This is a genomic window from Acinetobacter sp. YH12241 (assembly GCF_013417535.1).
In the GTDB taxonomy this organism is placed as follows: Bacteria; Pseudomonadota; Gammaproteobacteria; order Pseudomonadales; family Moraxellaceae; genus Acinetobacter.
In genome coordinates this window covers 106,067-120,302 of record NZ_VPDQ01000007.1, presented here as the reverse complement: position 1 = coordinate 120,302, position 14,236 = coordinate 106,067, and the positions used below count along the sequence as shown (strand labels likewise).

At 43.6% G+C, this 14,236-nt stretch carries 13 protein-coding genes; 6 read left to right on the top strand and 7 right to left on the bottom strand.

The genetic code is table 11. From position 1 onward, the window contains the following. Positions 1 to 5: 5 nt before the first annotated feature. The 6 genes from FTV18_RS06330 to FTV18_RS06305 all read right to left on the bottom strand — a co-directional run bounded on the left by FTV18_RS06330 (position 6) and on the right by FTV18_RS06305 (position 6,109). Complete coding sequence (locus FTV18_RS06330; protein ID WP_180017031.1) at positions 6 to 1,424, bottom strand: phosphomannomutase/phosphoglucomutase; 1,419 nt, start codon at positions 1,422 to 1,424, stop codon at positions 6 to 8. Positions 1,425 to 1,755: 331 nt separating this feature from the next. After that, positions 1,756 to 2,226, bottom strand: coding sequence for a transposase family protein (locus FTV18_RS06325; protein ID WP_180017033.1), 471 nt, complete (start codon positions 2,224 to 2,226; stop codon positions 1,756 to 1,758). Further along, a complete protein-coding gene (locus tag FTV18_RS06320; protein ID WP_180017035.1) occupies positions 2,174 to 2,569 on the bottom strand; it encodes a transposase family protein in 396 nt (131 codons plus the stop codon). The genes FTV18_RS06325 and FTV18_RS06320 overlap by 53 nt, the downstream gene beginning before the upstream one ends. A 192-nt stretch (positions 2,570 to 2,761) precedes the next feature. Next, the gene (gene dut, locus FTV18_RS06315; protein WP_180017037.1) at positions 2,762 to 3,214 is read right to left on the bottom strand and encodes a dUTP diphosphatase; all 453 of its coding nucleotides are present in this window, start codon (positions 3,212 to 3,214) and stop codon (positions 2,762 to 2,764) included. A 65-nt stretch (positions 3,215 to 3,279) separates the two neighbouring features. Further along, on the bottom strand, positions 3,280 to 5,319 hold the full coding sequence (gene rep, locus FTV18_RS06310) for a DNA helicase Rep (protein ID WP_159124471.1): 2,040 nt from the start codon (positions 5,317 to 5,319) through the stop codon (positions 3,280 to 3,282). Positions 5,320 to 5,455: 136 nt separating this feature from the next. Then, positions 5,456 to 6,109: an OmpA family protein gene (locus FTV18_RS06305; protein ID WP_159124472.1), complete on the bottom strand. Its 654-nt coding sequence runs from the start codon at positions 6,107 to 6,109 to the stop codon at positions 5,456 to 5,458. Positions 6,110 to 6,362: 253 nt separating this feature from the next. On the opposite strand from FTV18_RS06305, the gene FTV18_RS06300 reads away from it, so the two are divergent. The 6 genes from FTV18_RS06300 to FTV18_RS06275 all read left to right on the top strand — a co-directional run bounded on the left by FTV18_RS06300 (position 6,363) and on the right by FTV18_RS06275 (position 10,928). Beyond that, complete coding sequence (locus FTV18_RS06300; RefSeq protein WP_166137960.1) at positions 6,363 to 7,289, top strand: acyltransferase; 927 nt, start codon at positions 6,363 to 6,365, stop codon at positions 7,287 to 7,289. A 17-nt stretch (positions 7,290 to 7,306) separates the two neighbouring features. Beyond that, positions 7,307 to 8,371, top strand: coding sequence for a preprotein translocase subunit SecA (locus FTV18_RS06295; RefSeq protein ID WP_180017039.1), 1,065 nt, complete (start codon positions 7,307 to 7,309; stop codon positions 8,369 to 8,371). A gap of 157 nt (positions 8,372 to 8,528) precedes the next feature. Then, on the top strand, positions 8,529 to 9,239 hold the full coding sequence (gene minC, locus FTV18_RS06290) for a septum site-determining protein MinC (protein WP_180002419.1): 711 nt from the start codon (positions 8,529 to 8,531) through the stop codon (positions 9,237 to 9,239). A gap of 64 nt (positions 9,240 to 9,303) precedes the next feature. Continuing rightward, positions 9,304 to 10,116, top strand: a complete 813-nt coding sequence (minD, locus tag FTV18_RS06285) for a septum site-determining protein MinD (RefSeq protein WP_166137968.1) — start codon at positions 9,304 to 9,306, stop codon at positions 10,114 to 10,116. Positions 10,117 to 10,118: 2 nt separating this feature from the next. Continuing rightward, positions 10,119 to 10,391 (top strand): cell division topological specificity factor MinE, encoded by a 273-nt coding sequence (minE, locus tag FTV18_RS06280; protein WP_004783265.1) that lies wholly within the window; start codon positions 10,119 to 10,121, stop codon positions 10,389 to 10,391. Positions 10,392 to 10,640: 249 nt separating this feature from the next. Then, complete coding sequence (locus FTV18_RS06275) at positions 10,641 to 10,928, top strand: PA4642 family protein (RefSeq protein WP_004783267.1); 288 nt, start codon at positions 10,641 to 10,643, stop codon at positions 10,926 to 10,928. Between the two features lie 61 nt (positions 10,929 to 10,989). On the opposite strand, the gene FTV18_RS06270 is transcribed toward FTV18_RS06275, so the two are convergent. Continuing rightward, entirely contained in the window at positions 10,990 to 14,040 is a 3,051-nt protein-coding gene (locus FTV18_RS06270; RefSeq protein WP_166137971.1) for a DNA translocase FtsK, read from the bottom strand. Between the last annotated feature and the right edge of the window lie 196 nt (positions 14,041 to 14,236).

Genomic DNA, 14,236 nt, shown 5'->3' with positions numbered 1-14,236 from the left:
TCTCCTTATTGAGCATCTAAAATGTCTTGAGCGATCTGTGGATAACGGTCACGCAACATGGATACAAACAGATGTCGAATTTCATTCAGGCCTTGTGCATCATTGGCATCAAAGCGCACCGTGAAATATTCACCCGTATTGGATGCTCGAATGATGCCAAAACCATCATCAAAATCAAGACGTATCCCGTCAATTTTACTGATTTGTGCATTTAATTGCGTAGATTGCTGCTCAACAAAGTTTAAAAGCTCAACAGGCTGCACCTGATGAGTGGAAATATATAAATCTTCAGTTCCGTGACGTTTTGGATAAGCACGCAAGGCTTCACTTAAAGTCATACCTTTCTGGTCCAGATATTCCATGACCCGGAGCGCCGCATAAAGACCGTCATCATAACCCCAGCCACGTCCGTCATTAAAAACATAATGCCCCGCATATTCACCACCAAAAATGGCCTGATGCTGGGATTGCGCCAGATATTTACGCAGGAATGAGCTACCAGTACGAATCATCACCGGTTTTCCGCCCAGGCGTTGAACTGTATCGCGAATCAGGGTTGAACATTTAACGTCATAAACAAACTGACATGCTTTTGTGCCAGTCATACAAATTTCTGCGAATAAACAGAGAAGCTGATCAGCACTAATAATGACACCCTGCTCATCCACCAGTACCAACCGGTCCCCATCACCATCTAGGGCAATACCCAGATCCGCCTGCTGTTGCATGACAACCTGACGCAAGGTTTGTAAATGTGCTTCCTGAGAAGGATCAGGCGCATGATCAGGAAAATGCCCATTGGCTTCACAACGTAAGGCGGTAACTTCACAACCTAGTTTTTGCAGCACCAAGTTGGCACAACGTCCTGCCGAACCGTTCAGACCGTCCAGCACCACTTTAAATGGGCGCTTCAGCTGAATATCTTCAAGCATTTCCTGCTGATATTGCAGACAAAATTCGGGAATAATTTGGTGAGGCAAATCATTCAGACACGATAAAGAACTATTTACATGAAGTTTTGCTTTTTGTGCGACCTGCTGAATCATCTCGGGACAAGGCGGCTCCCCTGCAATAATCCATTTAATTCCATTATCTTCTTTAGAATTATGGCTGGCCGTGACCATCACACCATTACCATCAAACTGACGTGCTGTGTAGTACAGCATCGGACTGGAACAACAGCCGATAATGACGGCTTCAATAGCATAGTCTTGAAAAATACGGCGAATGGTTTCAGCAAAAGCCGGACTGCTGATTCGGGCATCATAGCCAATCGCAACCCGAGTCTGTCCCGCAGCTTGATATTGCTGAGCCAGACCATGCGCAATAGCATCAATCACACCTGTACTGAGTAAACTGACTTTACCTCGGATATCGTAGGCACGAAAAATGTGAGCCGGAAAGGGTTGATTCATGGATCCCATAAACTGTTCTTTTCACTATTGAATATAAGGAGATAAAATAATGATTAAGCAATCATCATGACTTTAAACATTTGTTTTTGTTTTAAGACTCTGTATTTTTATATGAATTGAATGTGACAATCAATTATAAAAGTATAATTATTAATCTTTTATGTATTTAATTTGTATAACTAGTAAAATAAATAAACCCAACTAAAAATGACTTCTTGCATTATTTATCACCTATTTTCTTAAATTCTAAATGATTTTATTTTTCTATTTAAATGAGACTAAAAATTTATTTAAATATTTTTCATTAAAATAAAATTTAAGAATAGATTTCTTTCATAAGTCATTTTTCACTCAGCTCCAAGTTATAAATTCCAGCAATTAGATTGAATCTTAATGCTAGTCTTTTGTCTCGATTGCGATATCGCTCAGCAAGAATTTTGAAGGTTTTCAAACTGCCAAATACATGCTCAATTCCAATTCTTCTTTTATTGATTTCCTGATTATAGATTTTTAGTTCGGAATCCAGTTTACAGCGCTTCTTTGCTTTTAATGGCAACAAGCTATTTGGATACACTGTATAAATTCCCTGATAACCCTTATCCGCAAGGATAAATGCACCTGCAGGAATCTGATTCAAGTTACGTTTGAAGAGTTCGAAATCATGTACGGCACCACGACTCGTACATAAACTCAGGATTTTTTGAGTTTGATAATGAATGATGGCCTGTACTTTGAAAGTGTGGGTCTTTTTCTTGCCGCTATAGCTTTTCTTCTGTTTTTTTAGGCCTTTGGATTGGAATTTCTGTGGCATTCACGATCACAACATTCCAATCGATGCCTTCGCCCTCGGGTAAATCTTTGGGTAAATTAAACAGATTGGACCGAATCAGGCAGTCTTCAACATGACGGACAATTCTTGAGGCTGTGGGCTCTGAAACCCCGTAGCTCGTCGCAACGTGAAATAAGGTTCGGTATTCCCGCCAATAGCTTAGACAGAGCAGAACCTGGTCTTCCAGGCTTAACTTGGGCGGTCTGCCTTTGGTAGGGACATGTTTCTTCAATTGCTCAACCATTAAATCAAAGGTTGACCATGAGATGCCCGTGTATCGCTTGAACTGAGGATCAGAAAGCTTGTTTGAATCGATGTATTTCATCCGCAGATTATGCATGAATGCCAAGAAATCTGGAGTGCAAATATTAACCAAAAAGAAGATCGTTTTTTGATTTATGAAAGAGATCTAATAAAGTTTATTAAATAGCTCTATCATTTTTTTATTATTTTTATGATTAAAACTACAAAGAAGATGACTTAACCCAGAACATCCAAGTTAAGTCATCCTTTAATTTTAGTTTTTACCAGTATGACCGAAACCGCCCGCGCCACGCTCGGTTGCTTCAAACTCATTCACCAGATCAAACTCGGCCTGTACCACTGGCACTAATACATACTGAGCCAAACGCTCACCTGGTTCCAGGCTAAATGCAGCCTGACTACGGTTCCATACAGAAACCATCAGCTCGCCTTGGTAATCTGAATCGATCAAGCCAACCAGGTTACCTAAAACGATCCCATGTTTATGACCTAAACCAGAACGTGGCAGAATCAAGCCAGCAAATGCTGGATCTTCAATATAAATTGCCAAACCAGTTTTCACTAAAACCGTTTGACCTGGTTCAATCACAGTCGTTTCATTGACACATGCACGAAGATCGAGTCCTGCTGAGCCAGTCGTTGCATAAGTCGGCAATGGCCATTCCTGACCCAGACGTGAATCAAGGACTTTCACCTGAACTTTCATGTATTTATTCCTGTTGTTTAATATCAAAAAATTTAAAGAATCAAAATCGTAGTGTTCTGTTACTTTTACCGTTTAATCAAGGCGCGTAAGTTGTCTAAGTAATGCTGAGCCTGCTGTTTTGGATCAATATTGCCTGCAAGTTTTTTCTTGCGACCTAACCACTCCAGTTCATCTTCTGGAAGCTCATCCAGGAAGCGGCTTGGGGTCATCTGTTTCATCTGTCCACCCGCCTTACGTTGCTCAGCCAAGGTAATAGTCAAGCCCTGACGCGCACGAGTAATCCCCACGTACATTAGACGGCGTTCTTCCTCGACTGTTTCGGCAGCAATCGAGTTCTTATGTGGCAGAATTTCTTCTTCCAGTCCGATTAAGTAGACATAAGGGAATTCCAGACCTTTGGATGCATGCAAGGTCAGAAGGTTAACCTTATCGGTATCTTCTTCTTCCTGCTGCTGTTCCAGCATATCGAGGAGCACCATCTTACGGATGACACTTTCAATATTCTTTTCATCGACATCTTCTGCACGATTGATCAGACTCTGAATACTGCTATACAGCACTTCAATATTATCGAGTTTGGTTTTTTCCTGTGCCGGCGTCGCTGCGGATTCCTTGATATAGTCAATATAGCCGGCTTCCACCATCATCTGGCGGATAATCGGTACGGGCTCATCATCTTCCAGCAAGTTACGGGTAAAGTTATTGATAAAATCTGAAAATTCTGCCAGTTGTGTGGTCGCTTTCTTTGGGATCACCATGGTCAGACGTTGATCGCCTGCTGCTGACAGTAGAGACAGATTATTTTCCTGGGCAAACAGACCGAGTTTTTCCAGCGTCACCGGGCCAATGGCACGTTTCGGTGTGTTAATAATCCGCAGGAAAGCGCTGTCATCTTCCGGGTTAATGATCAGACGCAGGTAACTCATAATGTCCTTGATCTCTGCACGCGCAAAGAAAGACTGACCGCCAGAGAGCTTGTAAGGAATCTGCATCTGGCGCAGCTGAGTTTCCAGAATACGTGCCTGGAAATTACCACGATACAGAATCGCGTAATCTTTCCAGTTTTTACCATTCATCAGCTTATGCGTGATCAGGTCTTTCACTACGCGTTCTGCTTCATCATCATCATTACGACAAGTGATGACCCGAATCACTTCACCATGGCCTTTATCTGACCAGAGCTTTTTATCAAAGATATGCGGGTTGTTGCCAATCACGGTATTGGCAGCTTTCAGAATACGACTGGTAGAACGATAGTTCTGTTCCAGCTTGATCACTTTCAGATTCGGGAAATCCTGTTGTAACAGCGCCATATTTTCTGGCTTGGCACCACGCCAGGCATAAATCGACTGATCATCATCCCCTACAGCGGTGAACTGCCCCATGACCCCGACCAGTAATTTCACCAGAATATACTGTGCCGTATTGGTATCCTGATATTCATCGACCAGCAAATAACGTACACGGTTCTGCCATTTATCCCGAACTTCAGCATTTTCCTGTAACAGACGCGTTGGCATCACAATCAGGTCATCAAAATCGACGGCATTATAGGCACGCAGATTTCGCTCATAAAGTTGGTATAAATGCGCGAACTGAACATCTTCTGGCGTTTCACAGGTGGTATGTGCTTGCTCTGGTGGAATCAGATCGTTTTTCCAGTCCGAAATCATCTTCATCGCTTTGGCAATCAATTCTTTGCTTTCAGCACCCGACAAGTTATCGCGATGCATCAGATCCATCAGAATCCGCTTACAGTCATCGGCATCCAGAATCGAGAAATTATTTTTTAGCGGTGTGTGTTTGAGTTCTAAACGTAATAAATTTAGACCAAAAGTATGGAAGGTTGAGACTGAAAGGCCTTTGGCTTCTTCTCGGGTCAGCAATTTGGTGACACGCTCTTTCATCTCACGTGCCGCCTTGTTGGTAAAGGTCATTGCCGTAATCCGGTGAGCCGGAATCCCGCAATGCTTGACCAAGTAGGCGATTTTTCTTGTAATTACCGAGGTCTTGCCTGAACCCGCTCCGGCAAGTACTAACAAGGGTCCTTGAGTATATTTCATGGCTTCAAGTTGCTTGTCATTTAACTGACTGGCGAGTGACATATGGCTTCCTCTTCTAGATTCGGCTCCGATTATAGTCATCTCATGCCCAGATGCCTAATTGAAAATTCATTTTCCTGCGTCATCTTTCAGACATAAAAAAAACCACCCGAAGGTGGTTTTTCTACAAAATCAGTGATTACTGAACAGCATATACTGCAATTTCAACACGACGGTTTTGTTCTTTACCAGCTGCAGTTGAGTTGTCTGCGATCGGGTTCGCTGAACCAAGACCTTGTGCATTGATACGAGTACGTGCTACGCCTTGACCAGCAAGGTAGTTCGCAACAGATTGTGCACGTGCTTGAGACAATGGAATGTTGATTGAGTCATTACCAGTGCTGTCTGTATAACCAGTTACCAAGATACCGCTTTGGCTGTCTTCAGTCAGAACTTGGGCAACTTTATTCAATGTTGCATAGAAGTTTGGTTTGATGTTTGACTTGTTAGTGTCAAATGTAATCGCACCAGGCATTACCAAGTTGATTGAACCGTCTGGATTACGGTTTACATCTACACCAGTACCCGCAGTCGCTTGACGTAATTTTTTCTCTTTATTGTCAAGGTAAACACCCGCTGCACCACCAAGTACTGCACCAATTGCAGCTGCACGGTTGTTTTGACGGCTAGTATTGGCATTACTTTTAGAAATACCATAACCTGCAGCAGCACCAATTACTGTACCCAAAGCTGTTTTGTCGTACTCAACACCACCCAGGTTATTGCCAGTAGTTTGACAACCTGTAAGTGCTACTGCCCCTGCTACAGCTGCTGAAATTAATAGTGCACGCATTGCATGCCTCCTTTGTAGTGTAATTTGTATCTTAGGTCAGATAATGATTTAAAAATAATGGGATAACCATTGAATTTTTGTTAATAATAAATCTTTTAGTAATATTTTATAATGTTTATGTGTAACCAATTTCCTGAATTTCATCATAGTTTCTTCATAGTTTAACGATCGGACTTTTCTATTCGCTCAACTCCCTCTATATTGTTCAAAATGTGATGAAATTTAGACGATTATTCTCTGGGACTGTTTTTATATGTCATCTAAAAGCAAGCAACAAACGACTTTAAAAAAACTTACCCGTGGCCTCACGGTGACATCTGTCATGACTGGCAGTACTTTTTTTCATGGACCACCCGTACTGGCTTTGGGGCTGACCAAACTTTTTAAGAAATCTTCTAAAATTGATGAAACCAATATCAAGATTACCAATAGCTGGTTGGGCGTAAATAACTGGTTGATTGACAATGTCCTGAAAAATACCGAATGGCAAATCAGTATTGACGAATCTCTGGATCTGAACATGCAGGGGCGTTATTTAATGACCTGTAATCATCAGAGCTGGGTGGATACCACGGTAAACCAATATTTCGGTTTAACGCGCATGCCTCTCACCCGCTTTTTTACAAAATGGGAACTAATTTTTATTCCATTTGTAGGTCAAGCCTTTAAAATTCTGGGCTTCCCGATGATGAAAAGGCATAGCAAGGAACAGATTGCCAAAAACCCTTCCCTGAAATATCGGGATATGGAAGAAGCACGTAAGGCATGTGAACAACTGGTTAGCCAGCCATTTACCTTGCTGAATTATCTGGAAGGTACACGTTTTACCCCAGAAAAGCATGAACAGCAAAAATCGCCTTATAAGCATTTGTTGAAGCCTAAGGCGGGCGGTCTCGCGCTGGCACTGAACATTCTGGGGGACAAAATTGATGCACTGGTGGATATGACTATTGTTTATCCTGACGGTGTGCCAGGTTATGGGGAATTCTGGTTAGGCGAAGTCCCGCGTATTGCCGTGAACTTGAGAAAAATTGACATTCCAGACTGGGTACTCGGCGGCAATTATGAAGATGATGCAGATTACCGTGCGCGTTTCCAGCAATGGGTAGACCAAATCTGGACTGAAAAAGACCAATTAATTGAGCAAATGCAGCAGAACCTGATTTCCGCTTCTGCCTGACATTTGCCAGAGAGACTATGAAGAACGACAACCCGGACCTCGTGTCCAGCTCATTTAAGTTTATTCGCAAAGGCACCTGGGGCTGGAAAATTGCACTGATTTATGACATTTTCATGATGGTTGTCATCATCATCAATTTGTTCTGTCTCTGTGCCAATGCCATTCTGATGAGCGATTTTGGGCACTGGTTGTTTGACTTCATTCGCTTGCCTGATGTCTTGCAGTTTTATAAAAGTGAATTACGTCCCTGGGTAATGATTACCGAGGGATGGTTTACCACCTTCCTGATTATTGAACTCATCGTTCGCTGGTTCATTGCCATTGTTATGCGCCACCATGCCCGCTGGTGGTTCTTTCCCTTTGTGCACTGGTATGAAATTTTATCCATCATCCCCCAGCTACGTTTTCTGCGTTTGTTACGTGCAGTCGCGATTGGCTACAACCTGCATAGCCATGGATACAAAGTCATACCGGCAAGCTGGTATAGACGGGGTAATTTCTACTATAACCTGCTGATGGAAGAACTTTCGAGCCGTGTAGTATTGACGGTACTGGATGGCATTAAACGTGAACTCAGCACCAGCACATCACATAAACAATTAATTGATGATTTGGTGGAACATCACCGTAAATTACTGGCTGTTGCTTTGACAGATATCTTGCAAGAGTCTTTGGGCAAGGAATTACAGGCACAGCGCTTCATGATTTCAAAAAATGTCGGGCAAGTCGTCAATCAGGCCATTGAAGATACACCTGAACTCACTCAGCTTCTGCGTCTGATTCCCATTGTGGGCGGGCGACTGGAGCGACAGATCCAGAGTATTGGTCAACGTTTGGGAGAAAATATCACCCAAGGCCTGATCGATCCTTTTACACATAGTGGATCACAAGAAAACCCGACTTTTGCCATGATTTCAGATAAGATTAGCCAGATTCAGATTGAACATAATCCACATATTGATAAATTGGTTGAATCGGCTGTTTTTGAAACACTTGAAGCCATTCAAAAACAGGTCAAAGTGAAACAGTGGCAACAGATTTTAGAAGAACACGAACAAAATCAGGGCTCAATCGATAGATGAGTTTTCATTTGCAGACTCGGCTAAGATAAGCTGATTCTATTCGTATAAAAAAATAACTTGGATCGCTAGAGAATTAACGAAATTTGTTCTAGGATTTGCACTATTTACAACATTGCTTCGACATAAAACAGCAAGTCAGAAGTATTAAGGAAAAATTATGGCTGACATACGGATAAAAGGCAGAATGGTCAATGCGCTACGCATTAGCCTCGATACCAATGATCATGATGCAATCCGCCAGCAACTGAAACCAAAATTACAAGCGGCTTTTCCGCCAGGCACATTGGCGGTGATTGAAAGTTCAGTCGATCAGGAACTGATTGCCCTGATCCAGTTACTGATTGATCTCGAAGTTCAGCCTATGGCAGTGACTGAAGGGATTCTGGGGGATCAGGCTCGTGCGATTCAGTTCCCTGTTCTGCCACCAGACCGTCAGTTACAGGAAATTAAGGCGACCAAAGAACAGGTCATGGAAGTCAAATCCGAATCTGCTGCTGACGATGAAAAAGCTGATGCAGCACCGATCGTCGCGCATGTGACTTCTTATCACGATGAAATTCTGCGCACCGGCCAATGCATTGTGCAGAATCAGGGTGACATTATTATTACGGCCGGAATAAACAGTGGTTCAGAAGTGATTGCTTCAGGCAATATCCATATTTATGGCAGCGCGCGTGGCCGTGTGATTGCAGGTGCGGGTGGCAATACTGCAGCGCGTATTTTCTGCCATGCGCTGGAGGCCGAACTGATTTCTATTGCAGGTACTTACTGTGTGGCCGACGACATTCCACCGAATGTTGTGAAAAAACCCGTGCATATTTACTTGAATGATCAACAAGAGCTTGTATTTGAAGCTCTACAATTTTAATGTATAAATAAACACCAAAAACCCCATTTTGTAGGGGATTTGAACCATAACAGGAGTGGATTCGGTGGCGAAAATTGTTGTCGTAACATCAGGCAAAGGTGGCGTAGGTAAGACTACAACAAGTGCATCTTTTGCAACAGGTTTAGCCCTACGTGGCCACAAAACTGTGGTAATCGATTTTGATGTAGGCTTGCGTAACCTTGATTTGATTATGGGCTGTGAACGCCGTGTAGTATATGATTTTGTAAATGTTCTCAATAACGAAGCACGATTACAACAAGCACTGATTCGCGATAAAGATATTGAAAATTTATATATTTTACCTGCTTCACAAACACGTGATAAAGATGCTTTAACTGATGAAGGCGTAGAACGTGTAATGGATGAGCTTTCACAGGAATTTGATTATATCGTGTGTGACTCACCTGCAGGTATTGAACGTGGTGCCATTTTAGCCATGTACCATGCAGATGAAGCTATCATTGTGACTAACCCTGAAATTTCTTCAGTACGTGACTCTGACCGCATCATTGGCATGTTAGATAGTAAAACTAAAAAAGTAGAACAAAACGAAGGTCGCATCCGTAAACACCTGTGTATTACCCGTTTCAATCCGGAACGTGCCGATAAACAGGAAATGTTAACGATTGACGATATTTCTAAAGATATTTTACGTGTTCCAACCTTAGGTGTTATTCCTGAGTGTCCAAGCGTTCTACAGGCATCGAATGAAGGTAAACCAGTGATTCACTTTACCGAATCTGCCGCAGGTCAGGCTTATGATGACCTTGTAGCACGTTTCCTGGGTGAAGAGCGCCCTTACCGTCATATCGAAGTAAAACCTAAGGGCTGGTTAGCACGATTATTTGGAGCGTAAACATGGCTGGATTCTGGAGTAAACTTTTTAGTAGCGAGGATAAACCATCAAGCGCACAAACCGCGAAAGACCGTTTGAAAGTCATTGTTGCTTCTGAACAGGGTTTGGGGCGCCGTTTGAGTCAGGATAAAATTGACCAGATGAAGACAGAGATCATGCAAGTGGTCAATCGCTACGTCCGCGGGGTTGATGAACAGCACATTCAGATGCAGGTACGTTCTGAAGCAAACATTGAAATGCTTGAAATGAATATCAATTTACCTGAAGAGCGATAATCTGAATTTTGATTAGTCAAGTAAATTGATTCAAGGCAAAATATGAGCCTCAACAAAGCGCCGCTTTGTTGAGACGCAAGACCAGAAGCTTGGCTTCGCGTAGACTTGATAGTAATTAGTATTTTTTTTACCTCATCTCAAAACGTGAAGTGATACTTCGAATAGACAAAGTGCATGATAAGACTTTGCCTCTTGCGAACTCATATTTTGCCTTTTTTCATGCCGAAGAATTACATCAAGGAGATTGCGATGGCATTATCTCAACCAGCGACCTTTAACGAAGAATGGTCAGATGAGCGTGTATATGCCTACCTGAATCAGCTTCCTCCTGCAGGCGTCAATGCAGATTTTCATGTGCTTTATCATGCATTCAAGCATATGCGTCCTTTTGACTATGAGCGCCTGCTAACCAAATTTGTCGCAGATGGCCGCGATCTTAACGCCACCAATCCGGAAGGACAGCGCATTCATGACGTGATTGCCACTTATCCGCGTCAAAGTGCCGAGTTCCTCGCAGTATTAGAAAAATTTGCATAAGTTGTAATGCATAAAAAAGCCTGCTTAAAGCAGGCTTTTTTAATCGCTAGAGATTCTGGATTTAAACCAAGATCTCACGCTTCCCATTGGCACCCATTGAGCTGACAATACCATTTTCTTCCATCTGGTCAATGATCCGTGCAGCACGGTTATAACCCAGACTGAACTTACGCTGCAAAGATGAAGTTGATGCTTTGCGGGTTTCCAAAACAAAAGCCACACACTGATCATACAGCGCATCTCGATCAGATCCACCATCTCCACCATCCTCAAAGCCGCGACTAGACGGTTCTTCATCAAATGGAGTCAGGATCTCATCCACATAGTTAGGCGCCCCACGTTCACGCCATGCATCACAGATCCGGTTCACTTCATCATCGGCAATAAAGGCACCGTGTACGCGCTCCGGCTCAATTTTACCCGGGCCAAGGAACAGCATATCACCATGACCGAGCAGATCTTCTGCACCACCTGCATCGAGAATGGTACGTGAGTCGATTTTCGAATTCACACGAAGTGCGACACGTGTCGGAATATTCGCCTTGATCAGACCAGTGATCACATCTACTGAGGGACGCTGAGTTGCCAGTAACAGGTGAATACCGGCAGCACGGGATTTTTGTGCCAGACGGGTAATCATCTCTTCAGCTTTCTTACCGACCTGCATGATCATATCCGCGAACTCATCGGCAACAATCACAATCGATGGCAATGGCGTTAAGCGCGGTGCACGTTCCCCTGCGACTGATTCACTCGCTTTCCAGGTTGGATCAAATAGCTCTTCACCATTGGCAAGCGCCTCTTCTACCTTACGGTTATAGTCGCTGAGCTTACGAATTTTCAGGAAAGACATCAGTTTGTAACGACGTTCCATTTCATTCACACACCAGTTCAAGGCACTGACTGCATCTTTCATATCGGTCACAACTGGGGTTAACAGGTGTGGAATATCGTTATAGTTGGCCAATTCAAGCTGTTTCGGATCGATCAGGATCAGGCGTAACTGGTCTGGTGTGTACTTCAATAGCATCGATAGAATCATCGAGTTAACCGCCACCGACTTACCAGAACCCGTAGTCCCTGCTACCAGCATATGCGGTGCTTTACCCAGTTCAGTAATCACCGGATTGCCCGAAATATCCTTACCCATGGCCATCGACAAAATGCCATCTGGATCATTGAATTTTGGAATCTGTACCAGTTCAATCAAACGCACCATTTCACGGCTACTGTTCGGAACTTCAATGCCGATATAAGGCTTACCTGGAATAACTTCGACTACACGTACTGAAGCCATTGACATCGAACGGGCCAAGTCACGTGAAATATTAGTGACTTTGGAAGCTTTCACACCAGGCGCAAGGTCCAGTTCAAAACGGGTCACGACTGGGCCTGGCTGAGCCTCGACCACTTTGGCTTTAACGTTAAATTCCTGAAGCTTGATTTCCAGAAGTTCTGATAAACGGGATAACTGCTCTTCAGTGAAATTCACTTTTTTGTTCGGATCGACTTTATCCAGCAATTCCAGACCCGGCAATGGTGACAGGTCTTTACGGCGCTCAGCGACCTGCATGGCACGTGACATTGGACGACCAGCGGCATCGGTCAGTGGCGCATCGAAGTCAAACTCGTCTTCATCCTGAGGCTTACCGGCAGTTTCATGCCAAGCTTCAATAAATTCTTCTTTGGACAATGCTTCCCGAACTGCTGCATTGGTCGCTGCGGTTTGAGCTGCTGTCTCTACACGCTGAATCGGTGCCTGAACAAAAGCAGAAGATTGGGCATAACTTGATGCACGTACAGGTGCAGGTTTTGGTTCATCAGCTTCAACCAGTAAATCGTCCAGATCCTCAAAGTCCGCTTCCAGGCTGGTATTTTTAATCGCATGTGCAGCCATAAGTGGAGCAGCCGCAGTTGAGCTGATTGTTCCAGCATCTTCTACAATTCTGAGGGATTTTTCAGCTGCTGCTGAATTGAACGGGCTATGCACATCCGTTGCGGTTTTACCTTGCGGGACTGCGGCCAATAACTCATCAAAAATTTCATCATCATCCCAGTCCAGATTATTCTTGGCGGTAGATGATGATGTCACTTCATGAGCATTGTGATTCGTTGACGCAGCTGCAAATGCATCAGGAGAAAAATCAGCTTGCTCTTCTTCTGCAGCTTTAAGCAAAGCATCGATATCCTGCTTGTGACGCTGGTCTTCATTGGAATGTAACGCACGCCACACCTCCCCTGTTGCCACCACACGATCCGGCTCTACTGTTCGCGGTGCTTGTTCCTGAACAGGTTCTGAAGCTGATGTCTGTACAGGTTCAGAAATATCTTCTTCATAGTGGTGAGGCTGGTGCGATTCTTTATCTGCAAAATCCTCAAACAGGCGTTCAGCGACATGATCGCGAACTACAGGGTCGACTTCTACCAGATCATGCTCAGGTGCGGCAGTGACTGGTACTGTCACTTTTTTGGCAGCTGCTTTTACCGCTTCTTTTTTCATTACAGGTGCGGTACGGTCAAAATCAGACATACCTTCTGGCACATTACGGTAGAACAGGTCTTGCAGATAAGCAGGTGTTGCCTTGAGACTGCTCCAGGTCTTGTTCCATTTCACACCAAATGCCAAGGTAAACAGAACCACCCAAAGCACCAGCAAGAAAAAAGCTGCGCCATAGACAGTTAGTAATTGTTCAAGACTTTGGCCCAGTTCATAGCCAATGATCCCGCCTGAAGAATTATCCAGCGTATCGGCTGGAACTTGCCAGAACAGGAACAGCAACGCCGATGTAGTCAATAACAGGAAGAATTGGGCAGCATAGCGGAATGGACGGTTCAGGAAGCTGCGCGGCCACCAGACCTGGATTGCTTCCATAAACAGATACACAGGGATCAGCAGGCTTGCCCAACCGAGAAAACCAAATAACAGGTCTGAAATCCAGGCCCCTGCAACCCCACTGGCATTTGAAACTGTCTGCGTATCACTAGAGATATGCATCCACCCCGGATCAAATGGTGTATAGGTCACTGTTGCAAGAAACAGATAAATCCCAAATGAGACTAAAAATAATGTCATTACTAAGCGCTGTGCATAGGCACTCGACACCGCTGTCATATACTGTCCTGTAACCAATTCTTCATGAATATTCTTTTGCTGGTATGCTTCAAAAAAAGCGTCGCAATAAAATGCATATTATGCACCTGTTGCATCAAAAAAGATGCATTATTGTGTACTTCTTCTATATAGCCCAAATCGATTTCGATGATCAATAATATCGACTTTAATCTCACACCACTGTTATACAGTTTCA

Bases quoted from the DNA above. Each gene is read 5' to 3' on its own strand.
- FTV18_RS06330 (WP_180017031.1), bottom strand. From the start codon at position 1,424: ATGGGATCCATGAATCAACCCTTTCCGGCTCACATTTTTCGTGCCTAC.
- FTV18_RS06325 (WP_180017033.1), bottom strand. From the start codon at position 2,226: ATGCCACAGAAATTCCAATCCAAAGGCCTAAAAAAACAGAAGAAAAGC.
- FTV18_RS06320 (WP_180017035.1), bottom strand. From the start codon at position 2,569: ATGAAATACATCGATTCAAACAAGCTTTCTGATCCTCAGTTCAAGCGA.
- dut (WP_180017037.1), bottom strand. From the start codon at position 3,214: ATGAAAGTTCAGGTGAAAGTCCTTGATTCACGTCTGGGTCAGGAATGG.
- rep (WP_159124471.1), bottom strand. From the start codon at position 5,319: ATGTCACTCGCCAGTCAGTTAAATGACAAGCAACTTGAAGCCATGAAA.
- FTV18_RS06305 (WP_159124472.1), bottom strand. From the start codon at position 6,109: ATGCGTGCACTATTAATTTCAGCAGCTGTAGCAGGGGCAGTAGCACTT.
- FTV18_RS06300 (WP_166137960.1), top strand. From the start codon at position 6,363: ATGTCATCTAAAAGCAAGCAACAAACGACTTTAAAAAAACTTACCCGT.
- FTV18_RS06295 (WP_180017039.1), top strand. From the start codon at position 7,307: ATGAAGAACGACAACCCGGACCTCGTGTCCAGCTCATTTAAGTTTATT.
- minC (WP_180002419.1), top strand. From the start codon at position 8,529: ATGGCTGACATACGGATAAAAGGCAGAATGGTCAATGCGCTACGCATT.
- minE (WP_004783265.1), top strand. From the start codon at position 10,119: ATGGCTGGATTCTGGAGTAAACTTTTTAGTAGCGAGGATAAACCATCA.
- FTV18_RS06275 (WP_004783267.1), top strand. From the start codon at position 10,641: ATGGCATTATCTCAACCAGCGACCTTTAACGAAGAATGGTCAGATGAG.
- FTV18_RS06270 (WP_166137971.1), bottom strand. From the start codon at position 14,040: ATGACAGCGGTGTCGAGTGCCTATGCACAGCGCTTAGTAATGACATTA.